The sequence below is a fragment of the Trichormus variabilis 0441 genome, from assembly GCF_009856605.1.
In the GTDB taxonomy this organism is placed as follows: domain Bacteria; phylum Cyanobacteriota; class Cyanobacteriia; order Cyanobacteriales; family Nostocaceae; genus Trichormus; species Trichormus variabilis.
Map to the genome: position 1 here is coordinate 1,641,063 of NZ_CP047242.1, position 20,972 is coordinate 1,662,034.

General features: G+C 41.2%; 21 protein-coding genes. 18 read left to right on the forward strand and 3 right to left on the reverse strand.

Annotation, left to right across the window (positions count from 1 at the left end; translation table 11 throughout):
* The first annotated feature begins 11 nt into the window (after positions 1-11).
* From GSQ19_RS06505 to coaE, 12 genes are all read left to right on the forward strand, one after another.
* The gene (locus GSQ19_RS06505) at positions 12-569 is read left to right on the forward strand and encodes a GspH/FimT family pseudopilin (RefSeq protein WP_011317159.1); all 558 of its coding nucleotides are present in this window, start codon (positions 12-14) and stop codon (positions 567-569) included.
* 32 nt (positions 570-601) lie between these two features.
* Positions 602-1,252, forward strand: coding sequence for a TIGR04282 family arsenosugar biosynthesis glycosyltransferase (locus GSQ19_RS06510; RefSeq protein WP_011317160.1), 651 nt, complete (start codon positions 602-604; stop codon positions 1,250-1,252).
* A 249-nt stretch (positions 1,253-1,501) separates the two neighbouring features.
* Positions 1,502-2,344: a hormogonium polysaccharide biosynthesis protein HpsJ gene (hpsJ-B, locus tag GSQ19_RS06515; RefSeq protein ID WP_011317161.1), complete on the forward strand. Its 843-nt coding sequence runs from the start codon at positions 1,502-1,504 to the stop codon at positions 2,342-2,344.
* A gap of 145 nt (positions 2,345-2,489) precedes the next feature.
* A complete protein-coding gene (locus GSQ19_RS06520) occupies positions 2,490-3,386 on the forward strand; it encodes a glycosyltransferase family 2 protein (RefSeq protein WP_011317162.1) in 897 nt (298 codons plus the stop codon).
* 442 nt (positions 3,387-3,828) lie between these two features.
* Positions 3,829-4,581 (forward strand): DUF502 domain-containing protein, encoded by a 753-nt coding sequence (locus GSQ19_RS06525; protein ID WP_011317163.1) that lies wholly within the window; start codon positions 3,829-3,831, stop codon positions 4,579-4,581.
* Positions 4,582-4,769: 188 nt separating this feature from the next.
* Positions 4,770-5,405, forward strand: a complete 636-nt coding sequence (gene nusB / locus GSQ19_RS06530) for a transcription antitermination factor NusB (protein ID WP_011317164.1) — start codon at positions 4,770-4,772, stop codon at positions 5,403-5,405.
* Between the two features lie 277 nt (positions 5,406-5,682).
* Positions 5,683-7,323 carry a signal recognition particle-docking protein FtsY gene (ftsY, locus tag GSQ19_RS06535; protein WP_011317165.1) on the forward strand — a complete coding sequence of 547 codons (1,641 nt, stop codon included), beginning with the start codon at positions 5,683-5,685 and terminating at the stop codon, positions 7,321-7,323.
* Positions 7,324-7,830: 507 nt separating this feature from the next.
* Positions 7,831-9,222, forward strand: coding sequence for a PP2C family protein-serine/threonine phosphatase (locus GSQ19_RS06540; protein WP_011317166.1), 1,392 nt, complete (start codon positions 7,831-7,833; stop codon positions 9,220-9,222).
* Between the two features lie 116 nt (positions 9,223-9,338).
* The gene (locus GSQ19_RS06545) at positions 9,339-10,241 is read left to right on the forward strand and encodes a cell division protein FtsX (RefSeq protein WP_011317167.1); all 903 of its coding nucleotides are present in this window, start codon (positions 9,339-9,341) and stop codon (positions 10,239-10,241) included.
* 64 nt (positions 10,242-10,305) lie between these two features.
* Entirely contained in the window at positions 10,306-11,121 is an 816-nt protein-coding gene (locus GSQ19_RS06550; protein WP_011317168.1) for a DUF3598 family protein, read from the forward strand.
* Positions 11,122-11,196: 75 nt separating this feature from the next.
* Complete coding sequence (locus GSQ19_RS06555; RefSeq protein WP_011317169.1) at positions 11,197-11,595, forward strand: hypothetical protein; 399 nt, start codon at positions 11,197-11,199, stop codon at positions 11,593-11,595.
* 77 nt (positions 11,596-11,672) lie between these two features.
* Positions 11,673-12,263: a dephospho-CoA kinase gene (gene coaE, locus GSQ19_RS06560; protein WP_011317170.1), complete on the forward strand. Its 591-nt coding sequence runs from the start codon at positions 11,673-11,675 to the stop codon at positions 12,261-12,263.
* 5 nt (positions 12,264-12,268) lie between these two features.
* Here the strand turns inward: coaE and GSQ19_RS06565 are convergent, their stop codons facing one another.
* Positions 12,269-13,663, reverse strand: coding sequence for a TldD/PmbA family protein (locus GSQ19_RS06565; RefSeq protein ID WP_011317171.1), 1,395 nt, complete (start codon positions 13,661-13,663; stop codon positions 12,269-12,271).
* Between the two features lie 356 nt (positions 13,664-14,019).
* Positions 14,020-14,511 carry a phosphate-starvation-inducible PsiE family protein gene (locus GSQ19_RS06570; protein WP_011317172.1) on the reverse strand — a complete coding sequence of 164 codons (492 nt, stop codon included), beginning with the start codon at positions 14,509-14,511 and terminating at the stop codon, positions 14,020-14,022.
* Between the two features lie 330 nt (positions 14,512-14,841).
* Between GSQ19_RS06570 and GSQ19_RS06575 the strand changes: the two genes are divergently transcribed.
* The 5 genes from GSQ19_RS06575 (at position 14,842) to GSQ19_RS06595 (ending at position 19,154) form a co-directional block, all read left to right on the forward strand.
* Positions 14,842-15,813, forward strand: coding sequence for a CobW family GTP-binding protein (locus GSQ19_RS06575; protein ID WP_011317173.1), 972 nt, complete (start codon positions 14,842-14,844; stop codon positions 15,811-15,813).
* A gap of 91 nt (positions 15,814-15,904) precedes the next feature.
* Entirely contained in the window at positions 15,905-16,966 is a 1,062-nt protein-coding gene (locus tag GSQ19_RS06580; protein ID WP_041456578.1) for a WD40 repeat domain-containing protein, read from the forward strand.
* Positions 16,967-17,044: 78 nt separating this feature from the next.
* On the forward strand, positions 17,045-17,317 hold the full coding sequence (locus GSQ19_RS06585) for a hypothetical protein (protein WP_011317175.1): 273 nt from the start codon (positions 17,045-17,047) through the stop codon (positions 17,315-17,317).
* 269 nt (positions 17,318-17,586) lie between these two features.
* Positions 17,587-18,567, forward strand: a complete 981-nt coding sequence (locus tag GSQ19_RS06590; protein WP_011317176.1) for a metal ABC transporter substrate-binding protein — start codon at positions 17,587-17,589, stop codon at positions 18,565-18,567.
* 236 nt (positions 18,568-18,803) lie between these two features.
* Positions 18,804-19,154, forward strand: coding sequence for a hypothetical protein (locus tag GSQ19_RS06595; protein WP_011317177.1), 351 nt, complete (start codon positions 18,804-18,806; stop codon positions 19,152-19,154).
* Between the two features lie 246 nt (positions 19,155-19,400).
* On the opposite strand, the gene GSQ19_RS06600 is transcribed toward GSQ19_RS06595, so the two are convergent.
* On the reverse strand, positions 19,401-19,949 hold the full coding sequence (locus GSQ19_RS06600) for a pentapeptide repeat-containing protein (protein ID WP_011317178.1): 549 nt from the start codon (positions 19,947-19,949) through the stop codon (positions 19,401-19,403).
* Positions 19,950-20,156: 207 nt separating this feature from the next.
* Between GSQ19_RS06600 and GSQ19_RS06605 the strand changes: the two genes are divergently transcribed.
* Positions 20,157-20,813 carry a glutathione S-transferase family protein gene (locus GSQ19_RS06605; RefSeq protein ID WP_011317179.1) on the forward strand — a complete coding sequence of 219 codons (657 nt, stop codon included), beginning with the start codon at positions 20,157-20,159 and terminating at the stop codon, positions 20,811-20,813.
* Positions 20,814-20,972: the final 159 nt, after the last annotated feature.

Here is a 20,972-nt window from a genome sequence, read left to right on the forward strand (position 1 = left end):
AATATATCAAGGTGCTTCTACTACATCTAATTAATAAAAAAAATTTCCTAGAGTGTCATTCTCATCGGGGTTATACACTTCCAGAAATATTGGCAGTTATTCTCATGCTTGGGATACTAGCATCTTTGACACTACCTTACTGGTTAACTTTTATAGATACTCAACGCCTCAACAAAGCTCAAAACGAAGTTTATAACGCTATGCGACAAGCCCAAAGCCAAGCTAGTAAAGAAAAATTGACGTGGCAAGCCAGCTTCCGCGAGCAAAATGGTATAGTTCAATGGGCAGTTCATCCCGCTAGTGTCAGCCCTACTAATGCTAATTGGAATAATCTAGATTCTCGTGTGCGTTTAGATGGAGAAACGACTTTACAGCAATCAAACGGTGTGAGGCGAATTCAATTTGATTATCAAGGAAGTGTTAAACAACCACCTCTAGGCAGGATTACTTTATCCAGTCAGTCTAGAGATAGGATTAAGCGTTGCGTCTATGTTTCGACAATTTTAGGAGCAATGCGTACAGCAAAAGAGCGTAATAGGGCTAATAGCGGTGGTGACTATTGCTATTAAGATATTTTTAATTAGCTTAAACAAGGTATTGTGTGCTGAAATCATCGGAAACTTTACAACAGCACTTAATTATTTTTACGCGCTATCCAGAACCTGGGAAAACAAAAACCAGATTGATACCTGCTTTAGGTAGTATTGGCGCTGCCAACCTGCAACGGCAAATGACTGAATATACCTTATTTCAAGTCAAGCAACTGCAAAAGTTAATTAACATATCTTTAGAAATGCGGTTTGCAGGGGGTGACTTGCAACTTATGCAAGATTGGCTTGGCGCTGACTTGGTTTACCAGTCTCAAGGTGATGGAGATTTGGGTTCACGGATGGCGCGATCGCTGTATGATTCCTTTCAAGGTCAGGCAAAGCAAGTTGTCATTATCGGTACCGATTGTCCTGGATTAAATTCTCAGATTCTTGCTCAAGCTTTTGAACAAATTTATACAGTTGACTTAGTGCTTGGCCCAGCCATTGATGGTGGTTACTACTTAATTGCTTTACGCCGCTTCATCCCCGAATTATTTGCCAATATCGACTGGGGAACTTCGCAAGTATTACAGCAAACTGTGGATATTGCTCATAAACTTAACCTCTCATATCATCACTTACCACCGTTGGCTGACGTTGATAGACCAGATGATCTAACCATTTGGCAACGAATTTGGGAAACAGAAGTTAAGATGATGTAGGTCAATGTATCTCATTTGTCCTTGTATTATATAATACCTGATAATTTTAATCCCACTCTAGAAAACCGATGCCAATGTGGTGCAGTTTCCAACCCAGAGGTAAAAATTTTGTAACATGGTGGCATTGCGTTTTATTTCATATATATGGGTAGATTCATATAACAAGCAAGGTTACGGGAGCGATATTCAAGTAACTTTAAAGAGGACAATCACTCAATCTAAACTCAGTACATACCAATTTGAAAAACTATGGTTAACCGCTTTGCTGCTGTAAATGCCTCCCTTATCCTCAAAATTGTGGGGATAGTCTTAATTGTCTCGTTTTTGCTAGATTTTCTGATTCTGTTATTGCCATTCCAACCCACAGACAGGTTATGGCAAATTAACCTAGCAACAGCGTTAGTTGACCGGGGTATTGTCCCTTTGGTTGGCTTGGGAGCATTGTTTACTGGCTATTGGATGGACAGTGCTAGCGATGGTGGCCCAAGAGGGTTTGATTTAAGATTTCCCGTTTTAATACTCTCCAGCCTTTTGGGTTTAATGTTCCTGCTGATTTTTCCCTTACATCTCAATAATGTGAGACAAGCCAGCGTACAAACAGTAAACCAAATCAATCAAGAGGCAGACCAGGCAGAAAACCAACTCAAAAATCAGTTAGCTCAATTTCAAGCCCAAGCCAATACCGAGCAAGGAAAGGCTCAATTAGAGCAATTGCGTACCCAAGCCAAAGCTCAATTTACTGAACTGTTGCGAGATGATCAAAAATATCAACAAGCTTTAAATAATTCTCAACTTCCAGCAGCGCAGAAAGAATTACTCAAGAAATTTAAAGCCAATCCTCAAGAATTAGATCAGTTTATCGCCCAGCAAACAGATCCTCAAGGACTGGCTAATCAAAGATTGAACCAAATTCGCCAGCGAAAAGAAGACGCTGCGAAGCAAGCTAGAGATAATGCGTGGAAATCTGGACTGCGAATTGGGATTAGCAGTTTAATCTTGTCTATTGGCTACATCATTATTGGTTGGTCAGGACTCAGAGCTAGTGGTGCTTTTCAAGGTGGTGGACGTAAGGGTAAAGTACCTGCACGTTAATTTCAGGTAGGGCTAGGCAGTGCTTGTTACTTAGCACTCTTAGCCCTGTAGTTAGCCGTAGGGTAAAAGACCTATGGACAGTTGAGAATCATTTCTGGAAATGAAAGATACCTAGCATTTAGCAAAATTACTGTAAGACTGGGCAATGTTTTCTATTTACATTCTGACTTATAACGAAGAACTAGATATTGCAGGTTGTATAGAATCAGCGATGTTATCGGATGACATCATCGTTGTAGATTCATGTAGTAGCGATCGCACTGTAGAAATCGCCAATCGTTATCCCATTCGTGTTGTGCAGCACGCCTTTGAAAGCCACGGTCGCCAACGAACCTGGATGCTAGAGTCTCTCCCACCGAAACACCAATGGGTATATATTCTCGAAGCTGATGAGCGGATGACACCGGAGTTATTTGCCGAGTGTGAACAAGCAATTACAACTTCCAAATACATTGGTTACTACGTTGCTGAACGGGTGATGTTCATGAACCGATGGATTCGCTACAGCACTCAATATCCCCGTTATCAGATGCGTTTGTTCCGACATGGTAAAGTTTGGTTTACCGACTACGGACATACAGAACGAGAAGTTTGTGAAGGTGCTACCAGCTTTCTTAAAGAGACCTATCCTCACTACACTTGCAGCAAGGGTTTGAGCCGTTGGATTGAAAAACATAACCGTTATTCTACGGATGAAGCGAAAGAGACTTTATATCAATTAGAAAATGGCAAGGTTGACTGGCGAGATTTATTGTTTGGTAAATCGGAAGTTGCTAGGCGGCGTGCGTTAAAAGACTTATCTCTACGACTACCAGCCAGACCTTTGTTACGTTTTCTATATATGTACTTTCTTTTAGGCGGTTGTCTAGATGGACGTGCAGGAATGGCTTGGTGTACATTACAAGCTTTTTATGAATACCTAATTTTGTTGAAAGCCTGGGAAATGAAATATCTACCCATCCCTAGTTTAGAACCAGAGATAGTTTCTAGCAGCGACAGCAAACAGGAAGCCGCAAGAGAGGAACTAGGGTCGAGGGATTAAACGCTAGAGTCATGATTTCATCTAGCTCAAAACTGACATAATTCTTAAGCTCACAAATAATAGGTTAAAATTTATAAAAATATATTTTCATAAACATCCCTAGAGTTTAGTTGTTGTAAATTGAAAGCATATCGTTCTCATCAATTTACTGGACTTGTTTTTACAGTCATGTCAGCTTTCAACATATCGCGGTAGGATTGTAATAACTAAGAAATTAGCAACAATCATTTACAAGTTGTACAAAGAAAAGTAAAGTCCTCACAGATAAACTAGTTTTTGTGCTAACTGGAATCTGCTTATGTAAACAAGTATCGAAGAAACTTATTTCCGAGTGAATGCTGGGAAATGGCTTGGTTACAGTTACAAGACTTGTCTTTGAGACTGAGAGTTGCAGTATAAAGGCTACAAGTTATATCTGAATTAATTAGACAAATTAACTGGAATGAGTACCAATAATGAAAGTTCCACTATCCTAAAAAAAGAGAATAAGGGCTTGGGCATTGACCGCTTAAAGCAAGACTTAAAGAATGACCTAATTGCTGGCTTGTTAGTAGTAATTCCCCTGGCAACCACTATCTGGTTAACAATTACCATTGCTAATTGGGTAATTGACTTTCTTACTCAAGTGCCTAAACAACTTAACCCTTTTGATGGACTACATCCCATAGTAGTAAATATACTTAATTTTGCGGTAGGGCTAGCTGTACCTCTACTAAGTATATTGATCATTGGGTTAATGGCTAGGAATATCGCTGGACGATGGTTGTTGGATTTTGGTGAACGACTATTACAGGCGATTCCTTTAGCTGGGCAGGTGTATAAAACCCTCAAGCAGCTTTTGGAAACACTACTAAAAGACTCCAATGGGAAATTTCGGAGAGTAATTTTAATAGAATATCCCCGCCGAGGGATATGGGCGATCGCCTTTGTTACGGGTGTGATTAGTAGCGAAATTCAATCTCAAATGCCTCGTCCAATGTTGAGTGTATTTATTCCCACCACACCAAACCCGACTACAGGCTGGTATGCCGTAGTCCCAGAAGACGAAGTAGTTAACCTTTCTATGTCCGTAGAAGATGCTTTCAAAGTGGTGGTTTCTGGTGGCATTGTTGCACCAAATCCCAGTCTAACCAACCTAGACTTAATCCAAGAGCATAAAATAGAAAAATCCCTGCAAGAGATGAAGCAGATATAGAACAAGAGGGGTAGGAGAGAAAATTCTGACTCTATTACTGTTACCGGCAACTCAGCAATCACCACTAAATAAATCTAAAAAAATCCGGTAACTTCGTACCTAATACAGATAAGATGGTTGTCTGGCTTTGTCAAAATTGAATAATTTGTCACCCAGCAATTAAATTACTACTGAAATATTTAACTATTATGCAAGACCGTAAACCCCAGCAAATCGCTCGTGAACTGGCACTTTTAAGTCTGAGTCAGTTACCACTAAACCCCAAAAAATTAACCGAAGAACACCTGCCGAAGCTAGTATTGGCTACAGTACGTACCTTGAGAGCAGAAGTACAAGATACCTTGGATAATGCGGCCGCTGAATTGCAACGTAGTAACGATCGCCTGCTAACGAGTCAAACACGGGCTTCAGACTTAAACACTGCCCGTAATATGCTGCAAGAAGCAATTTCCCATACACAAACAGCCATCAATCAGCTAGGTGCATCTGTTGAGTTTCCTGAATTAATTCAGCTGGCAAATCAAGATAAGGAAGTAGGCAGATATGCCATCAAACTTGTCAAAATCATCAATGAAGAACGCGGCATGATTGATGAACAAATTACCTCAGCCCTAGTTGATTGGCAAGTTACACGCCTAGCACAAATTGACCGTGATATTCTTCGCATTGCCGTAGCAGAAATGATGTTCTTGAATCTGCCCAACAGCGTCGCCATCAACGAAGCTGTAGAGTTAGCTAAACGTTACAGTGGCGATGAAGGTCATCGTTTCATTAACGGTGTACTACGCCGAGTCTCAGACCAAAAAAAGGCGCTGAGTGTTTAGTGCTGCAAAGCTCTGTTGGTATAGCTGGTGTTGAGTCAGATTTAATTTATTTTGAATTTTGTTGGCGTAGCCTACTCTTCGAGAACGCTACGCGAACCCGTAGGGTATTTTGAATTTTGAATTGATTCATCCCCTCTACTACCTAGTCACTGATCCCTGAGCGAAAAATCCGACTTTTAGAGGTAAGGATAACCAGGAGGTTTACCACTAGTTAGGAGTCCACAGTTAAATTAAACTTATAACTCATAACTCATAACAACTATCACCGCTAGCTGCAATGGTTTTTAATTGGTTCCGTCGTCAAACTGACGATTCCTCGGATAGCCCCTCGGAAAAACAACAACCAGAAACATCTCCAGTCACAGAATCTCAAGTAGAACCAGAAGCAACGTCAACTTCTGCTGCGACTGTCCCAGACTCGACAGCAGATTTATTGGCGTTTGCAAAGGCCGCTTACAAAAATATTCAAGAGAAACAAAAATCCCAGGAAGTAGAAGCGACACCGGAATCAGTAGATGCCGAAACGCCTGTACAAACAACTGGCGTGGAAGAGGAGGCAACTGCTGATAAGGAAAATCTAGAATTACTAGTAGCGAATACTACCTCAGTTGAGGTGGTAGAAAATATCCCAACTCCCGTGATGGAAGCGGAAGTAGCTAATCAAGAGGAGCAGGAGGTAACTTCGGCTACACAAGAAGATGTAGGAATCGACATAGAACCAATAGAACCAGTAGCAGTATCGGAACCAACACCAACGCCTACATTATCATTCTTAGAACGAGCAGCCGCAGAACGGGAAGCTAGGCAAGAACGATTAATCGCTAACGCTATTGAAGTACCGGAACCCGAAGTAGTCAAGCCAGTAGCAGCTAATACTTCATCAGAAACAGCCCCAGAAATTGCTGGGCTATCCTTTGATGAAGGCTTTGTTTGGTCAGCAGAGGTATTGGCAGCCCAGGGAAGACGACCAGAAGATATATCGATTGAAGAAATTACTTGGCTGAAAAAGCTACGACAAGGATTAGACAAAACCCGTCGGAGTATTCTTAACCAACTCAAAGCAATTGTTGGACAAGGACCGCTCAATCAAGCAGCTGTAGGAGAAATAGAAGCCTTACTTCTGCAAGCTGATGTGGGTGTAGAAGCAACCGACTATATTATTAGTTCACTCCAGAAAAAACTGCGGGAAGAAGTCACTCCACCAGAAGAAGCGATCGCTTACTTAAAACAAATCTTGCGGGATATGCTAGACGCACCCCTTAAAACATCCCACAAAGCCAGTTTTGCCCCAGATAAAGATAGCCTCAATATTTGGTTAATTACAGGAGTCAATGGTGCGGGAAAAACTACTACCATCGGTAAAATATCTCACCTCGCAAAACAATCGGGTTATCGGTGCTTGATTGGTGCAGCAGATACATTCCGGGCGGCGGCAGTCGAACAAGTAAAAGTTTGGGGTAAAAGAAGCGGTGTAGAAGTAATCTCTAACCCTGGTAAAAATACAGATCCGGCCGCAGTGGTATTTGATGCGATCGCCGCAGCTCAAGCACGAAATACCGAATTGCTATTAGTAGATACAGCAGGGCGGCTGCAAAACAAGAAAAACTTAATGGATGAACTCAGTAAAATCCGCAGAATTATCGACAAAAAAGCCCCAGATGCCAAAATCGAATCCCTTTTGGTGTTAGATTCCACTTTAGGTCAAAACGGATTGCGACAAGCTGAAGTCTTCTCCCAAGCAGCCCAACTCAGTGGCGTAGTATTAACCAAGTTAGATGGTACAGCCAAAGGCGGCGTTGCTCTTGCGGTAGTGCAGCAGCTAGGCCTACCCATCCGCTTTATTGGTGCTGGCGAAGGCATTGAAGACCTACGACCCTTTTCTAGCTACGAGTTTGTAGAAGCTCTCTTGAGTGGCTAAGAAGAAGAGCCAGGGGGCAGGGGGCAGGGAGCAAGGGGAGAACTTACTCTAAGATTTTCGCCCAATACCCAATCCCCAATACCCAATCCCCAGTCCCTATAATTCCTTTTTGCTAATCTAGTTAATTTTCGATAACATTACGGTTGTTATTTGCTAAAATTTCGATCTAATGCCGTCTTGATAGCGACCAAAGGAAGTTATTAGATGTAGCGTTGGCGATCTTGGATAGCAATTAAACAGCTTTCCTAAACTTATGACTACCTGAAGGTTGTCAGCAACCTTTAAGAAAACTTCATGTATTATCAGTAAATTGAAGTATATTCATGGAAATTCCTCTCCGAAGATAGAAATTTTCTCAGCAAATGTAATACTTATGTCGATTTAAGTCTTACGTCTTTATACTCTTGCAAAAGCGTTAAACTTTAACCCAATATGGTTTAGCGATCGCCAAATAGAAAATTTACTAATTGTCAATCTAAAATTAACCCCTTTCCAGTGCAATAACCTGTGCCTGTGCCTCAATTTTCCTCTCAACCCACGGACAACAATAATAGTGCTGCGACAGATGTCACACCAGTCGTAGCACTCAAAGAACTTGTGTCACGATTGCACCGGGAACAGAACAAAATCCAAGATTTGCTGAGTTCTTTAGGATTTGCCCTCAGAAGCTTCAATAATCTGAACCAGTTTTTGGAACTTATTCCTCTGATGGCAACAAGAGTGACGGATGCCGACGGTAGCGCGCTGTTTCTCTACAAACCTAATGGCCAAGTCAGATTAGAACAATTACATTGGCAAGACAGTCGCCAACGCAAGAACATCCGCAAAGCTTTAGAAACAGCTAGTAGCCAAATTACACTTTTGCCTAACACGGCACCTCTAGCTAACGCCACAGGAATGCTAGATGACCAGATGCACCGCTACCTGGGGCCAGATGTGCAAATCTTCGGCACGGCAATTTTAGTAAAGCACACAGAACGGGGATGGTTGTATGTATTAAGCCGCGATCCTGAATATAGTTGGACAGAAACTAGACAAAAGTTAGTGCGGTTAGTTGCAGACCAAACCGCAGTGGCGATTGAAAACGACGAACTGGCCGTAGAACTGAGGAAAAAAGAACGTCTAGACCAAGAACTAGAAATTGGTGCAGAGATTCAAAGAAGATTATTGCCGCGTCAGTGTCCTCACATTCCTGGTGTTAGTCTCGCAGCACGCTGTAGACCAGCCAATCGTGTTGGCGGAGATTATTATGATTTTATTCCCACTAATCAAAGCCAAATTCACCCATACACCAAACTTGGTCAAGATTCGGGTCGTTGGGGTTTGGTGATTGGTGATGTGATGGGTAAGGGCGTTCCTGCGGGTTTGATTATGACCATGATGCGAGGAATGTTACGGGGAGAAGTGTTACACGGTAACTCTCCGGCGGGGATTTTGCAGAATCTCAACCGAGTTATGTATGCGGATTTGGAAAATTCCCACCGCTTCATTACGCTATTTTACTCTGAGTATAATCCGCATAAACGAATTTTATCCTATAGCAATGCGGCACATAATCCCCCCTTGTGGTGGCACGCAGCTACAAAAAGCGTCACTCGCTTAGATACTCTGGGGATGTTAATTGGGCTGGATGCTAATAGCCAGTACGAAGACGGTCATGCACAGTTAGAGCCTGGGGATACAGTTATTTATTATACAGATGGGTTGACGGATGCGGCGGCTGCCAGTGGCGATCGCTTTGATGAAGAAAACTTTGTTACTGCTTTCAGTACGGCGTGCCGGTACTGTAACGGCCCAGAGGAAATAGTCGATTACCTATTCGACCGAGTTCAGCAATTTATCGGTGCTGACAGACAAAATAACGATGATATGACTTTAGTAGTCCTACAAATCGAATAATTGATCGAGTATAAAAGGGGTTGGGGATTGGGGATTGGGGATTGGGCGAAAATCTTGGAGTAAGTTCTACCCCTGCTCCCTGCTCTCTCCCCCTTTTTCTCTTATTAGGGTGAGTTGTGTTTAAATTTCTCACGAAACTTGACTATCTACTGAAGGAAACCTTCTTGGGTTTACTGCGCGGTGGTTGGATGAATTGGGCTGCTGTCAGCACTGTGACGGTGTTACTATTTCTCTTTGGCTTGAGTTTGCAAACTTCTTGGCAAGTAGAAAAACTCCTCAATCAGTTTGGTAGCCAGTTAGAAGTATCTGTTTATCTTGATTCTGGTGTGTCAGCACAAACAATTGAGCCGTTTGTGATCCAAATGCCGGATGTGGTAGGGATGCAAATCATTACTAAAGAGCAAGCCTGGACTAAATTAGTTAAAGAACTGGGAATTGCTGATATTGAAGGTGCAACACAACAGCTAGGGGAAAATCCTCTAGTAGATGAGATTAAGGTCAAAGCACGTAACTCTCAGTCCGTGCCGATTTTAGCAACTCAATTGGCTAAATTACAGGGAGTGGATACGGTTCAGTATGTCGATGAGGCAGTTAAACGCATCGCCCAGTTGCATCAAGGACTAAATTGGATGACGCTGACAATCACAGCTATCTTGACTTTAACAGCGATCGCTGTGACTACAACAACTATTCGTCTAATTGTGATGGCACGTCGGCGGGAAATTGAAATTATGCAGTTAGTGGGAGCAACTTCGGCCTGGATTTATCTACCGTTTATTTTGCAGGGGATAGCTTTTGGTTTATTTGGTGGTGCGATCGCTTGGAGTTTTATATCCGTAATGCAACAGTTTACCGGGAAGTTACTCACCAATCAACCAGAATTTATTCAATTTATTAGCAATGGTTTACAACTGACGGTCGCACAGGTTTTGCTACTACCTTTAATTCTGTTAAGCTTTGGTGCAACAGTAGGATTAATGGGTAGCTTATTTGCTGTCCGACGTTTTGCCAAAAGTTAGTAGTCAGGACTAAACAAGCCTCAAAACTGATATGCTACTGAGCATTTAGTATTGATTACCTACTATGTCATCTCAGTGGGAACGTTTACTGCTTAATCTTGGTGAATGGCAAGGTTCATTTACTCGATTTTCACCCCAAGGTCAACTTTTAAATGATATTCCGACGGTTGTTTCTTTGACAGGATTGAATAATAATCAAACAGTCCGCCAGATTATTCGTCAAGAAAATACAGAAAAGATTCTAGAGTATAGTTCCTTGGCAAGAACTGTGCTGTTTTTTGAAAATGGCGCTTTTTCTCAAGGTTCCATCCAGTTAGCTCCATTCTCGGAATTTGGTGCAGAATTAGGTTTAATTCATGAAAATCGCCGTCTGCGCTTGGTGCAATTATTTGATAAAAACGGTCAGTTAGACCAAATTACTCTAATTCGTGAACATTTAGCAGGTACACCAGCAAAAGAGAACCCACCCTTACAAATTGATGATTTATTGGGCGAATGGCAAGGTGAAGCAATAACAATTTATCCTGATTGGCGATCGCCTGATACTATTTCTACAAACCTCAAATTACAACTAGATGAGAATGGGCGCTTAATTCAAACCTTGAATTTCGCAGGACGCACCATAACTTCCACTGCTAGGATCAAAGGCTCAATCATTCTCTTTGATCAAGACCCAGAAAAACAAGTACAAGTATTACTCTTACCTAATGGTGCTTCTGCGACTTCTTTGCTCAAAGTGCAAGTACGCCAAAGCTTTATTTTAGAAGTGGGTTGGTTAATTCAACCAAACTTACGCCAACGTATGGTTCGTAGCTATAGCGATAAAGGCGAATGGGTGAGTCTAACTTTAGTAACTGAACAACGAGTTAAAACTCATTAGTCGTGACATATTAAAATCCGAAACCGGGAAATATAAGTTTGTAGATCAGGTTATACAAACTTTAAGGAATTAAGTATGAAAAGCTTCAATTGCAAACCTGCAAAACCTTTGTGGGGAATTTTGGCTACCCTCACAGGCGCGGCTTCTATGCTAACAGCTATAGTAGCATCACCTGTTGCTGCACTTGCCGCTACACCAGTATTTAGTTGTAGTGCTGAAGGTGTTTTTGTGGAAGTTTCCCGCCTCAACAATGGAACATTACGCTACGCAGCATATAATATTCCAACTACACTAAAACGTCCTGATCTCCTACTAGATGGTGGTACAGCTAGACGTAATGAAAATGGAGATGTAGTTTACAGATTTAGAAACAAAAATTATCTCTATGCTGCTGTGCAAGATACAGCTTATGGCAGAGTATTAGTTTATAAGAATAATCGACTGATTGCTACAAAATATTGTGGTGATGTTTAAGATTAATTCTTAACACCCTACGGAAAGCAAGCTACGTAATTCTTAATTTGTGATTACGTTACGCGCAAGTAAAACAGATGACTCAACGGATTATCGGCTTAACTGGAGGTATAGCGACAGGTAAAACCACTGTCGCTAATTATTTAGCTAGCGCTCATCATTTGCCAATCTTTGATGCAGATATTTATGCTAGAGATGCAGTATCTTTGGGTTCGCCGATTCTGGATGCGATCGCTGGGCGTTATGGTAAAGAAATATTACTACCAGATGGCAGTCTCAATCGCCCAAAGCTGGGTGAGATTATTTTTCAAAATCAAGATGAACGCCATTGGCTAGAGAGTTTAATACATCCTTATGTGCGCGATCGCTTCCTCAAAGCAATTGCTGAATCCACTTCCCCAATCTTGGTATTAGTCATACCTTTGTTGATTGAAGTGCAGATGACTAATTTAGTCACAGAAATTTGGGTAGTAATTTGTTCGGAATCACAGCAGTTGCAAAGATTAATGGAGCGCAACCACTTAACTTTAGAACAAGCACAAGCCCGAATTAATAGCCAATTATCTCTAAAAGAAAAAGCAGCGATCGCAGATGTAGTTTTAGATAACTCTTCATCCTTAGAATCGCTGCTCAAACAAGTAGATATCGCTCTTAATTTTGAACTTTGAATTGATTACATCTCTCCCCCAACTACTACATCTCGAATCCGTAAACTAGGGCCGCCACAACCTACAGGCAAGCCATTTTGCCCGCCTTTACCGCAACCGCCAGATTCATCCCAATAAAAATCATCACCAATAGCCTCAATATCAGCCAAAGTTTGAAAAACATTTCCTGAAAGTGTCACATCTTTGACAGGTTCAGCAATGTTACCGTTTCTAATCATCCAGGCTTCCCCGGCGCTAAAGGTGAACATTTCGCCGTTAGTCATCCCACCTAACCAATTACGAGCGTAAACACCTTCTTTAATACCAGTAAATAAATCTGCAATTGGTGTTTTACCCCGTTCAATCCAAGTGTTGGTCATCCGCACAATAGGATTGAAGTGATAATTGAGACAGCGCGCGTTACCTGTTGGTGTTTCCTCTAACTTACCTGCGGTTTCGCGGGAATGCAAACGCCCCACTAAAACACCATCTTTGATGAGTTGGGTAGTTGTAGCGGGTGTGCCTTCATCATCATAAAAATAACTGCCGCGATGTCCTTCTGGGGCTGCACCATCAAATATTTGCAGTTCTTTGGGGCCAAAGCGCCTGCCAATGGTCATGACATCTAATAAATCTGGATTTTCATAAGCCATGTCAGCTTCGGAAAGATGCCCAAAAGCTTCATGAACAAATAAACCTGTCAGCACGGGATCAATAACTACAGTATAGGTATTACCTTTGACTGATGGTAGGGACAAAGCTGCAACAGCTCTTTGTGCTGCATTCTTAACTTGAGTATCTAAATTAATTAAATCTTCGTAGGCTTTGCGAGAACCTGTAGTTTCCCTGCCAGTTTGCACTGTTTCACCATTTTTTGCAGTGGCAGCAAAGCGCATTTCCATATCCACCCAAGACTGTTGAATCAGAGTGCCTTCGGAAGTGGCGAGGATAATTTTTTGGCTACTATCACCATAACGAACTGAGGTTGTAGTAATGCGGTGGTCAACACTTTTGAGTAAATCAGTGTAGCGATCGCATAATTCTTTCTTCTTCGCCAAGGGAACTTTTCGCGGATCTGTACCTGTCAGGGGTAGCCTGCATATAGCTTGTACTGAGTCCATAGGAGCCAGTATCGTTTCTTCGTCTCCTACCATACGGGCGGCGGCGATCGCTTCTTCAATCCTGTCTTGAATCGTTGCCAATTGGTTAAAGCAGCTCAACCCCCAACCGCCCTTATAACAAGCGCGGACGTGTCCACCAATTGAAATCCCTTCGCTGAGAGTTTCTACTTTGTCGCCACGCAACAAGATATCAGTTCCTTCTGCTTCCTCTAGGCGAATCATTAAATAATCTACACGCGAGGAGTAACGGGCGATGAGGTCAGATAGTAAATTTTGTGCGTCAGCAAGTATAGTCGGCATTTCTTAGGTAGTCACCACAACGGACTGTATTTATTTTGCAATCATTTGGGTAATATCTGCTAGTGGTTTCAATAATTAGGGGTGTGGAGGTAGTAGTTCACCAACCCAAAATTGCTGGGCTAAGGCAAGCAGGGGAAGCAGAGGAAGCAGGGGGAGAAAGAGGTTTTTTTGCTGCTATTAACCTCACAAAGTTGACTTGCCAAACTACTAGGGAGAGGTGTACTGACTTTTTCCATAAATCAAATATGAGTCCTGTACCACTCTCTGGGTACTGTTTACTAAGCCACTCTGCTTTTAGGTTGCACAATCCGTCATGAAAGCTGTTGACTGTTGGCGGTCAACAGCCAATCTGTATTTCAAGATTTATCAGATAAAAATTCTGTACTTTCTTCCGTACTTTCATAGTCAGTAAGTCTAACGTGTTCAAAAAATTGGGATATCCAAGGTAGAGCCATTAAAATTCCTGTTAACACCAACAAAAATATAGAAATGCCTATAATTTGGTCACGATTAATTTCTAACACTCCACGTAAAATTACTTCCCGTAATGCAGAAACTATCGTAATTTCTGCGGCTGCTCCTACTGATATTTTTTGTGATTGCAAGTAGTCAATTAACAAACGAAATAATTCTACCAAAATTAAAATAAACAAGATATCTGATGTGACTTCCCTTAAATCCAATGGTCGCAAAAAAGATAAAAACATATCACATAGACGAATGAGCATGACACAAAATAAGCCCATACACAGAGAAATTACGATAATATCTTGAAAAAATTCTAGATTACTGACAATTCTATCTCGATGAAACCAACTATTGAATTTTGTAATTATTCTCTTAGGCATAAATTCTCTGGCAGAAAATAAATTATCTAGCTTAATAATAAGCAATATAAAAAATAACTTTTATAAAAATTTTGACAGTTTGCCGAACTGATAATACTGATGCCGTAAAACGAGATAAATGTGGCTTTAATTACATTTATTTTTATATGGATGTATAGAAAAGATACCTAATACAGTTTAGTGAGCCTAAATAATTTTTAAAGATGCACCTGAGCCGCCGGAAAAGATGTTTTAACAGTCTTATGTGAATAAGATTCGCACAAAAATATAAAAAGACTTATCATAGGTGATAATGATTATCCGTATGGTAAGATTTGAGGCTTTTATAATATGATGGCCGACGTAATTACAGATTCAGTTCCCGTTACTGTTCTGACTGGCTATTTAGGCGCAGGTAAAACGACCCTACTCAACCATATCCTCACATACGAGCATGGCAAGAAAGTTGCTGTCATCGTTAACGAATTTGGGGAAGTAGGCATTGATAACCAATTAGTTATTGATGCAGATGAAGAAATTTTTGAGATGAACAACGGCTGCATCTGTTGTACGGTTCGCGGGGACTTAATCCGGATCATTGGCAATTTGATGAAGCGTCGTGATAAGTTTGACCATCTAGTAATTGAAACTACTGGATTAGCTGACCCTGCACCAGTTATTCAGACATTCTTTGTAGATGAAGATATGCAAAGCCAACTGTCTTTAGATGCAGTAGTAACGCTGGTAGATGCCAAGCATATTTGGCAACACTGGGATGCAGACGAAGCCCAAGAACAGATTGCCTTTGCTGATGTAATTTTACTTAATAAAACTGATTTAGTTACTCTATCAGAATTAGATGAACTAGAAAAACGGATTAGGTCGATGAATGCGATCGCCAAAATCTACCGTACTCGCAATTCTGAGTTAGCAATGGACGCTTTGTTGGGTGTAAAAGCCTTTGATTTAGACCGTGCTTTAGAGATAGATCCCAATTTTTTAGGTGAAGATGCCCACGAACATGATGATACTGTTTCCTCTGTGGCTTTAGTACAAGAGGGTGAACTCGACGGGGAAAAATTAAACGCTTGGATTTCCGAATTATTGCGTACCCAAGGGCCCGATATCTTCCGCATGAAAGGCATATTAAATATTGCCGGGGAAGATAATAGATTTGTCTTCCAAGGGGTACACATGATATTCGACGGTAGACCCGATCGCCTCTGGAAACCCAACGAAAAACGCAAAAACGAACTAGTGTTCATCGGTCGCAATTTAGATGAAGCCCAACTCAAGCAAGATTTTCTCGCTTGTTTTGCTTAAAAGACACCAAGAGGCTAGGGGGTTCTCTCCCCCTGCTCCCTCTGCTACCCCTGCTCCCCCTGCTCTCTTCTCTCACCTCTTTCAACAACCTATGAACCTAACAAGTAGCAAAAATAAGGAATTTGAAGAACACTATTCAGGGATGCTGGCAGAATATGTAACAGCGATCGCCTGGTCTCCACAAGGAAATACTTTAGCCGCAACTTCGGCAAATGGTGAAGTAGTACTATGGCAGGATGGTGAGTTAACAACCCTGCAAGCTGGTAATGGCCAGTCTGTCGATTGTCTTGCTTTCTCCCCTGATGGCAAATTTCTCGCCGTTGGTGGACAAGATGGGCGGGTGAAAATCTGGCAGGAACAGGAACTAATAGCCACCTTAGAAAATGCACCTGCATGGGTAGACAAGCTGGCTTGGAGTCATACTAGCAACCAGTTGGCTTTTAGTTTAGGGCGTTATGTACAAGTTTGGGACGCTGATACTCGTGAGGTTGTCACCACCCTGAATTTTGCCGACTCATCCCCATTGAGTATTGATTGGCGGATTGATGGTCAATACCTAGCAATTGGTGGTAACAAGGGAATTAAAATTTGGCACGCCCAAGACTGGGATGAAGAACCATATATTCTGAATATGCCTACTGTGAGTGTGACTATGGCTTGGTCGCCTGATGGTAAATTCCTGGCTTCAGGCAACATGGATCGTAGCGTCACCGTGTTGGAGTGGAATAATCCCGACCCTTGGGTTATGCGTGGCTTCCCCGGTAAGATTCGCCAACTAGCATGGTCAGAAGCCACCACCAAACTAGGCGCACCAATACTAGCCTCTTCCAGTGTGGAAGGTATCGTGGTCTGGGAAAAGCTAGAAGATGAAAACTTGGGATGGGAAGCGCGAGTTTTAACTAATCATGTGGGTGTGATTAATGCGATCGCCTTTGCACCTAAAAGCTTTTTACTAGCCTCGGCTGCAACCGATGGCTGGCTATGTTTGTGGAACAAAGCCAAGGAAGTATCCCAAATTCTCACAGGTGTTGCTGACGGATTTTCTACCCTAGCATGGCACCCCCAAGGTAAGCTAATTGCCGCAGGTGGTGAAAAAGGAGAATTAATCATTTGGGCAAAAATTTTGCGGGGTCAAGGATTTGGACGTAGTTAATTAGTATTTATTCACTAAAGTTGAAGATAGTTAATAAATTGGCTATGCTGTATCAGAAATAGTAATTATTTGTGAATTATGTACTTAGTCAAACTAGTTTTGCTGGCCTGTCCTGTACTGATCGCATCTATGTTGCTGGTAGCTAACCCAGCAAAGGCAGTTAGTATCAACTCTGTACTTGATACACAAGCCATTACAGCCGTATCTACACAGTCTATTTCCCAATCGACCACTCTACCCTTAACTCGCTCATCTAATCCCATCATCGATCAATTGGGTTGTAATTGCGCCAACTGTGTCCAAACTAAGCTTCAGTTACTACAAGGGAAGTTACCCACTGGTAATTTGTGAAGTGAAAAAGCATAAATTTTTAGAGGCACAGCATTGCTGTGCCTTTATTCTTATTGCACTCCTACAAAAATCTGATGAGATTCTTGAATAATCTAAGTACTAGTAGGGTGGACAATGCCCAGTACAAGCCGACTGTAATATAAAAATCAAATGGTAGTCCTATAGGTAATAGCTAATAGGAAATTGTTTCATCTTCCAGCTAATTAAAAATTAGTATAATCTTATTAATCAATATCTATTATTTTTTATCCAGTCAGCAACAGTAAATAATGCCAAAGAAATTATTAGCTAAAAATTTATTACGCGTAATTTTAACTATTTTCACCAGCGCATTTGTTGGATGTAGAAATCAAACTACAAGTGCATCTTTTACGCAGACTACTAATGTGGTTGATGAAAATCTTCCCAAAGTTGTAGCAACCACAAGTGTACTGTGTGATTTAACCAGACAGATTGCCGAAAATACGATTAATCTCATCTGCTTAATCCCCCCTAACAAAGCACCTCAGCTTTATCAAGCAACAGCAGAAGATAAAGATGCACTTGAGCAGGCTAATCTAATTCTCTATAACGGTTATAATCTTGAGTCAGAATTAATCAAGCTCATAAATACCACCAAAAACTCTGCACCTAAAATTGCTGTGAGTCAAATTGCAGTTCCTCAGCCACAGCAAATCCCAGCAAATTCTCGTAGAGTAAATAACCCTTATGTTTGGCATAATCCTAAAAATGCTATCAAGATGTTGGAAGTCATTAATAGCAACCTGAGAAAATTAGAACCCAGTAATACTGCCATTTATGGTGATAATACCAAAAGAATTAAAACCGAATTAACTCAACTAGATAATTGGATTAAATTAAAAATTGCCACTATTCCCAAAGAAAAGCGCAAATTAGTAACAACTTATAATGCAATAAATTATTACACAAACGCCTATGGCATTCCCTCCGCCACTATTGGCACTGAAGAACAAGCGACAGATCAGAGAATCAAAAATCTGACTCAGTATATCCAAAAATCTAATGTACCGGCAATCTTTGCAGATATGACTGATACATTAAAAGTGATGGAATCTGTCGCTACTGAGGCGGAAGTAAAATTGTCAGAACGGCGACTATACACTCAAGGACTAGGAGAAACAACCAGCGATGGTGACACTTACCAAAGTATGATGATTGCTAACACACGCACAATTGTGGAAGGTTTGGGAGGTACATACTTGATATTTCAACCCAAAGCCCAAAAGTAGTATCTAATTATTCTTCTTGTTGCCTCATTGCTAATATTGCTATGCCTTGGTTCAATCAGTAAATAAATTTATGGATGGAAATAATAAATAAGTAACAATACTAATGTTACTTTTACCTACTCTATCCTCGACAAAAGTCCTGACTAGGCAACATAATCTCCTGATGGACAATCAGTATCACTGTAAGATTTAATCGGAGTATTCTGAGTTGTCAGAATTAATTTCCAAGGAAACCCATGAACAAATTTATCCTAACCCTAATTTCTAGTCCCGTTTTGATAGCATCTATTCTGTCTATGACAGTTATGGTCAATCATGCACAAGCAATTGAGCCAGAAGTCAAAAACACAGATAAGTTATCTTGTATCAGAAATAAACATAAAGTTGGTTTGGTTTGTGCTAGAGCTTCTGTTTTAGCCCAAGTGCCTAACTATCAGCCGGAAATAGAATTTTCCCAAGAAGATGCTCCTATGTTGGAGTTCAACGATGCAGAAAGCGATATAGCAATTGCCTTGTTTGGTTGTGACTGTCCGGCTTGTATTAATTCTTTCCGTCAGATGCGGGGTGCAACTCCTTTGGTTTACTAAAATTTTACAAGCAAGCTAGCTATGAAAATACAGGAGGCAGTTGTTCAACGACTGCCCCAGATTTGGAAACACAAAAAATAAATTATCCAACATTGATGGTTTGGTAGGGTGCGTCAGTGTGAATAATTTCTGAGTTTATTTAGGTTCTATGGCACTGACGCATTCTACATTTTGGGTATTTTTTTATCTGGAAGTCCCTTATTAGGGTAACAAGAGTATTTGTTACCCTTGTGTATTTTGTCTGAGTCAATGACAACCAGCCCAAGTTATCCATCTGTGAGAGAGACCTAAGCGCAAAACTCTACCAGTGATTTCTTGCTCTGTAATGACAGCTCCAGAGAAATTTGCCCCCTTCAATTCTGCTTCCATGACGTTGCTACCAATTAAGTTTGCTTGCTTGAGATTAGCGCCACTCAAATCAGCACCACTCATTTCCGCTTCACTCAGGTTAGCACTGAATAAATTGGCCAAAATTAAATTGGCACCGCGTAAATCTGCTCGACTGAGATTGCTTTGTTTTAAATTGGTGCTAATTAAATCTGCACCGATGAAGTTGACTTCACTCAAGTTAGCTCCACTCAAGTTAGCTCCACTCAAGTCTGCATCAGTTAAATTAGCACGACTGAGATTACATCCACTCAAGTTAGCTTGACTAAGGTTGGCTCCACTTAAATCAGCTTCGGCAAAATTTGCCCCCCTCAAATCAACAGCATAAAGGTTAGCTTGATGCAGATTTGCTCTGTGGAATTTTCGTTCTCCTGCGTTATATAACTCTAGGAGTTTATTAGCATCCATACGGACACCTCTCAATGTTTGCGGGTAAGTAAGTCTAGTTGTGAATCAACACGAACCACACCACACCGAAGAAAATCTATTAAGTTTTTGGCAATGAGAATTTTAGGTAAAACTTGTTATTTTATTGTGCTAGATTTTCCAGTATTTTGTACAATCACTTAACGAAAGGATATAATCCCTGAGCGTAGTTGATAACTTAGGGTTGCGATGCTGAAGTTTTACTACAATCCCATCTCTGTTAATGCTCGTCGAGTTTGGGTAGCTTTACTGGAAAAACAAATCCCTTTTGAACCATTGTTGCTGAATCTCGATGGTGATCAATTTCAGGAGGAATTCACGGCAATTAATCCCCTCCAGCGTGTGCCTGTGATAGTGGATAATGGCTTACGGGTGGTGGAGTCTTTGGCAATTTTGGATTATCTAGAGACCAAATATCCCAATCCCTCGCTAATTCCTAGTGAGCCTGGGGCGATCGCTACAGTTCGTATGGTAGAAATGATCACAGTCAGCGAGCTTCAGCCTGCTACCGTCATCTTGACTCGGCCATTAGTAGAATTAGACACCGATGCCAAAAAGCTCGCATCTGCTCAAGAGGCAGTAGCGAAGATTTTACAGTTTTATGAAACTCTTTTGGGTGAACAGATTTACTTTGCAGGCAAAGATTTCACACTGGCAGAAGTAGTTGCAGGTACACTGATTCCTTCTCTCCCCCTTTTCGGGTTCTCTTTAGATGATTACCCTCGTTTGCTAGCCTGGGCGGAACGACTAGAAGAACGGGAAAGTTGGCAAAAGACAACCCCAGATTTCGCCTCTATCGCCGCCGCTATCCCTAACATCAAGGCAATTCTAGAACGGCGTTTTTAAAAATAGTGAGTAGGGAGTACTGAGTGCTGAATATTCAGTGTTGAGTCCTGATACCGTCTGAGCAATATAGATTAATTTGCTTCGACTCAAGGATGATTGCTCATTGATCAAACAAAGCAATTCGATTGTAAAAAAAGAGGTTGTGCGCCGAAAACCAAT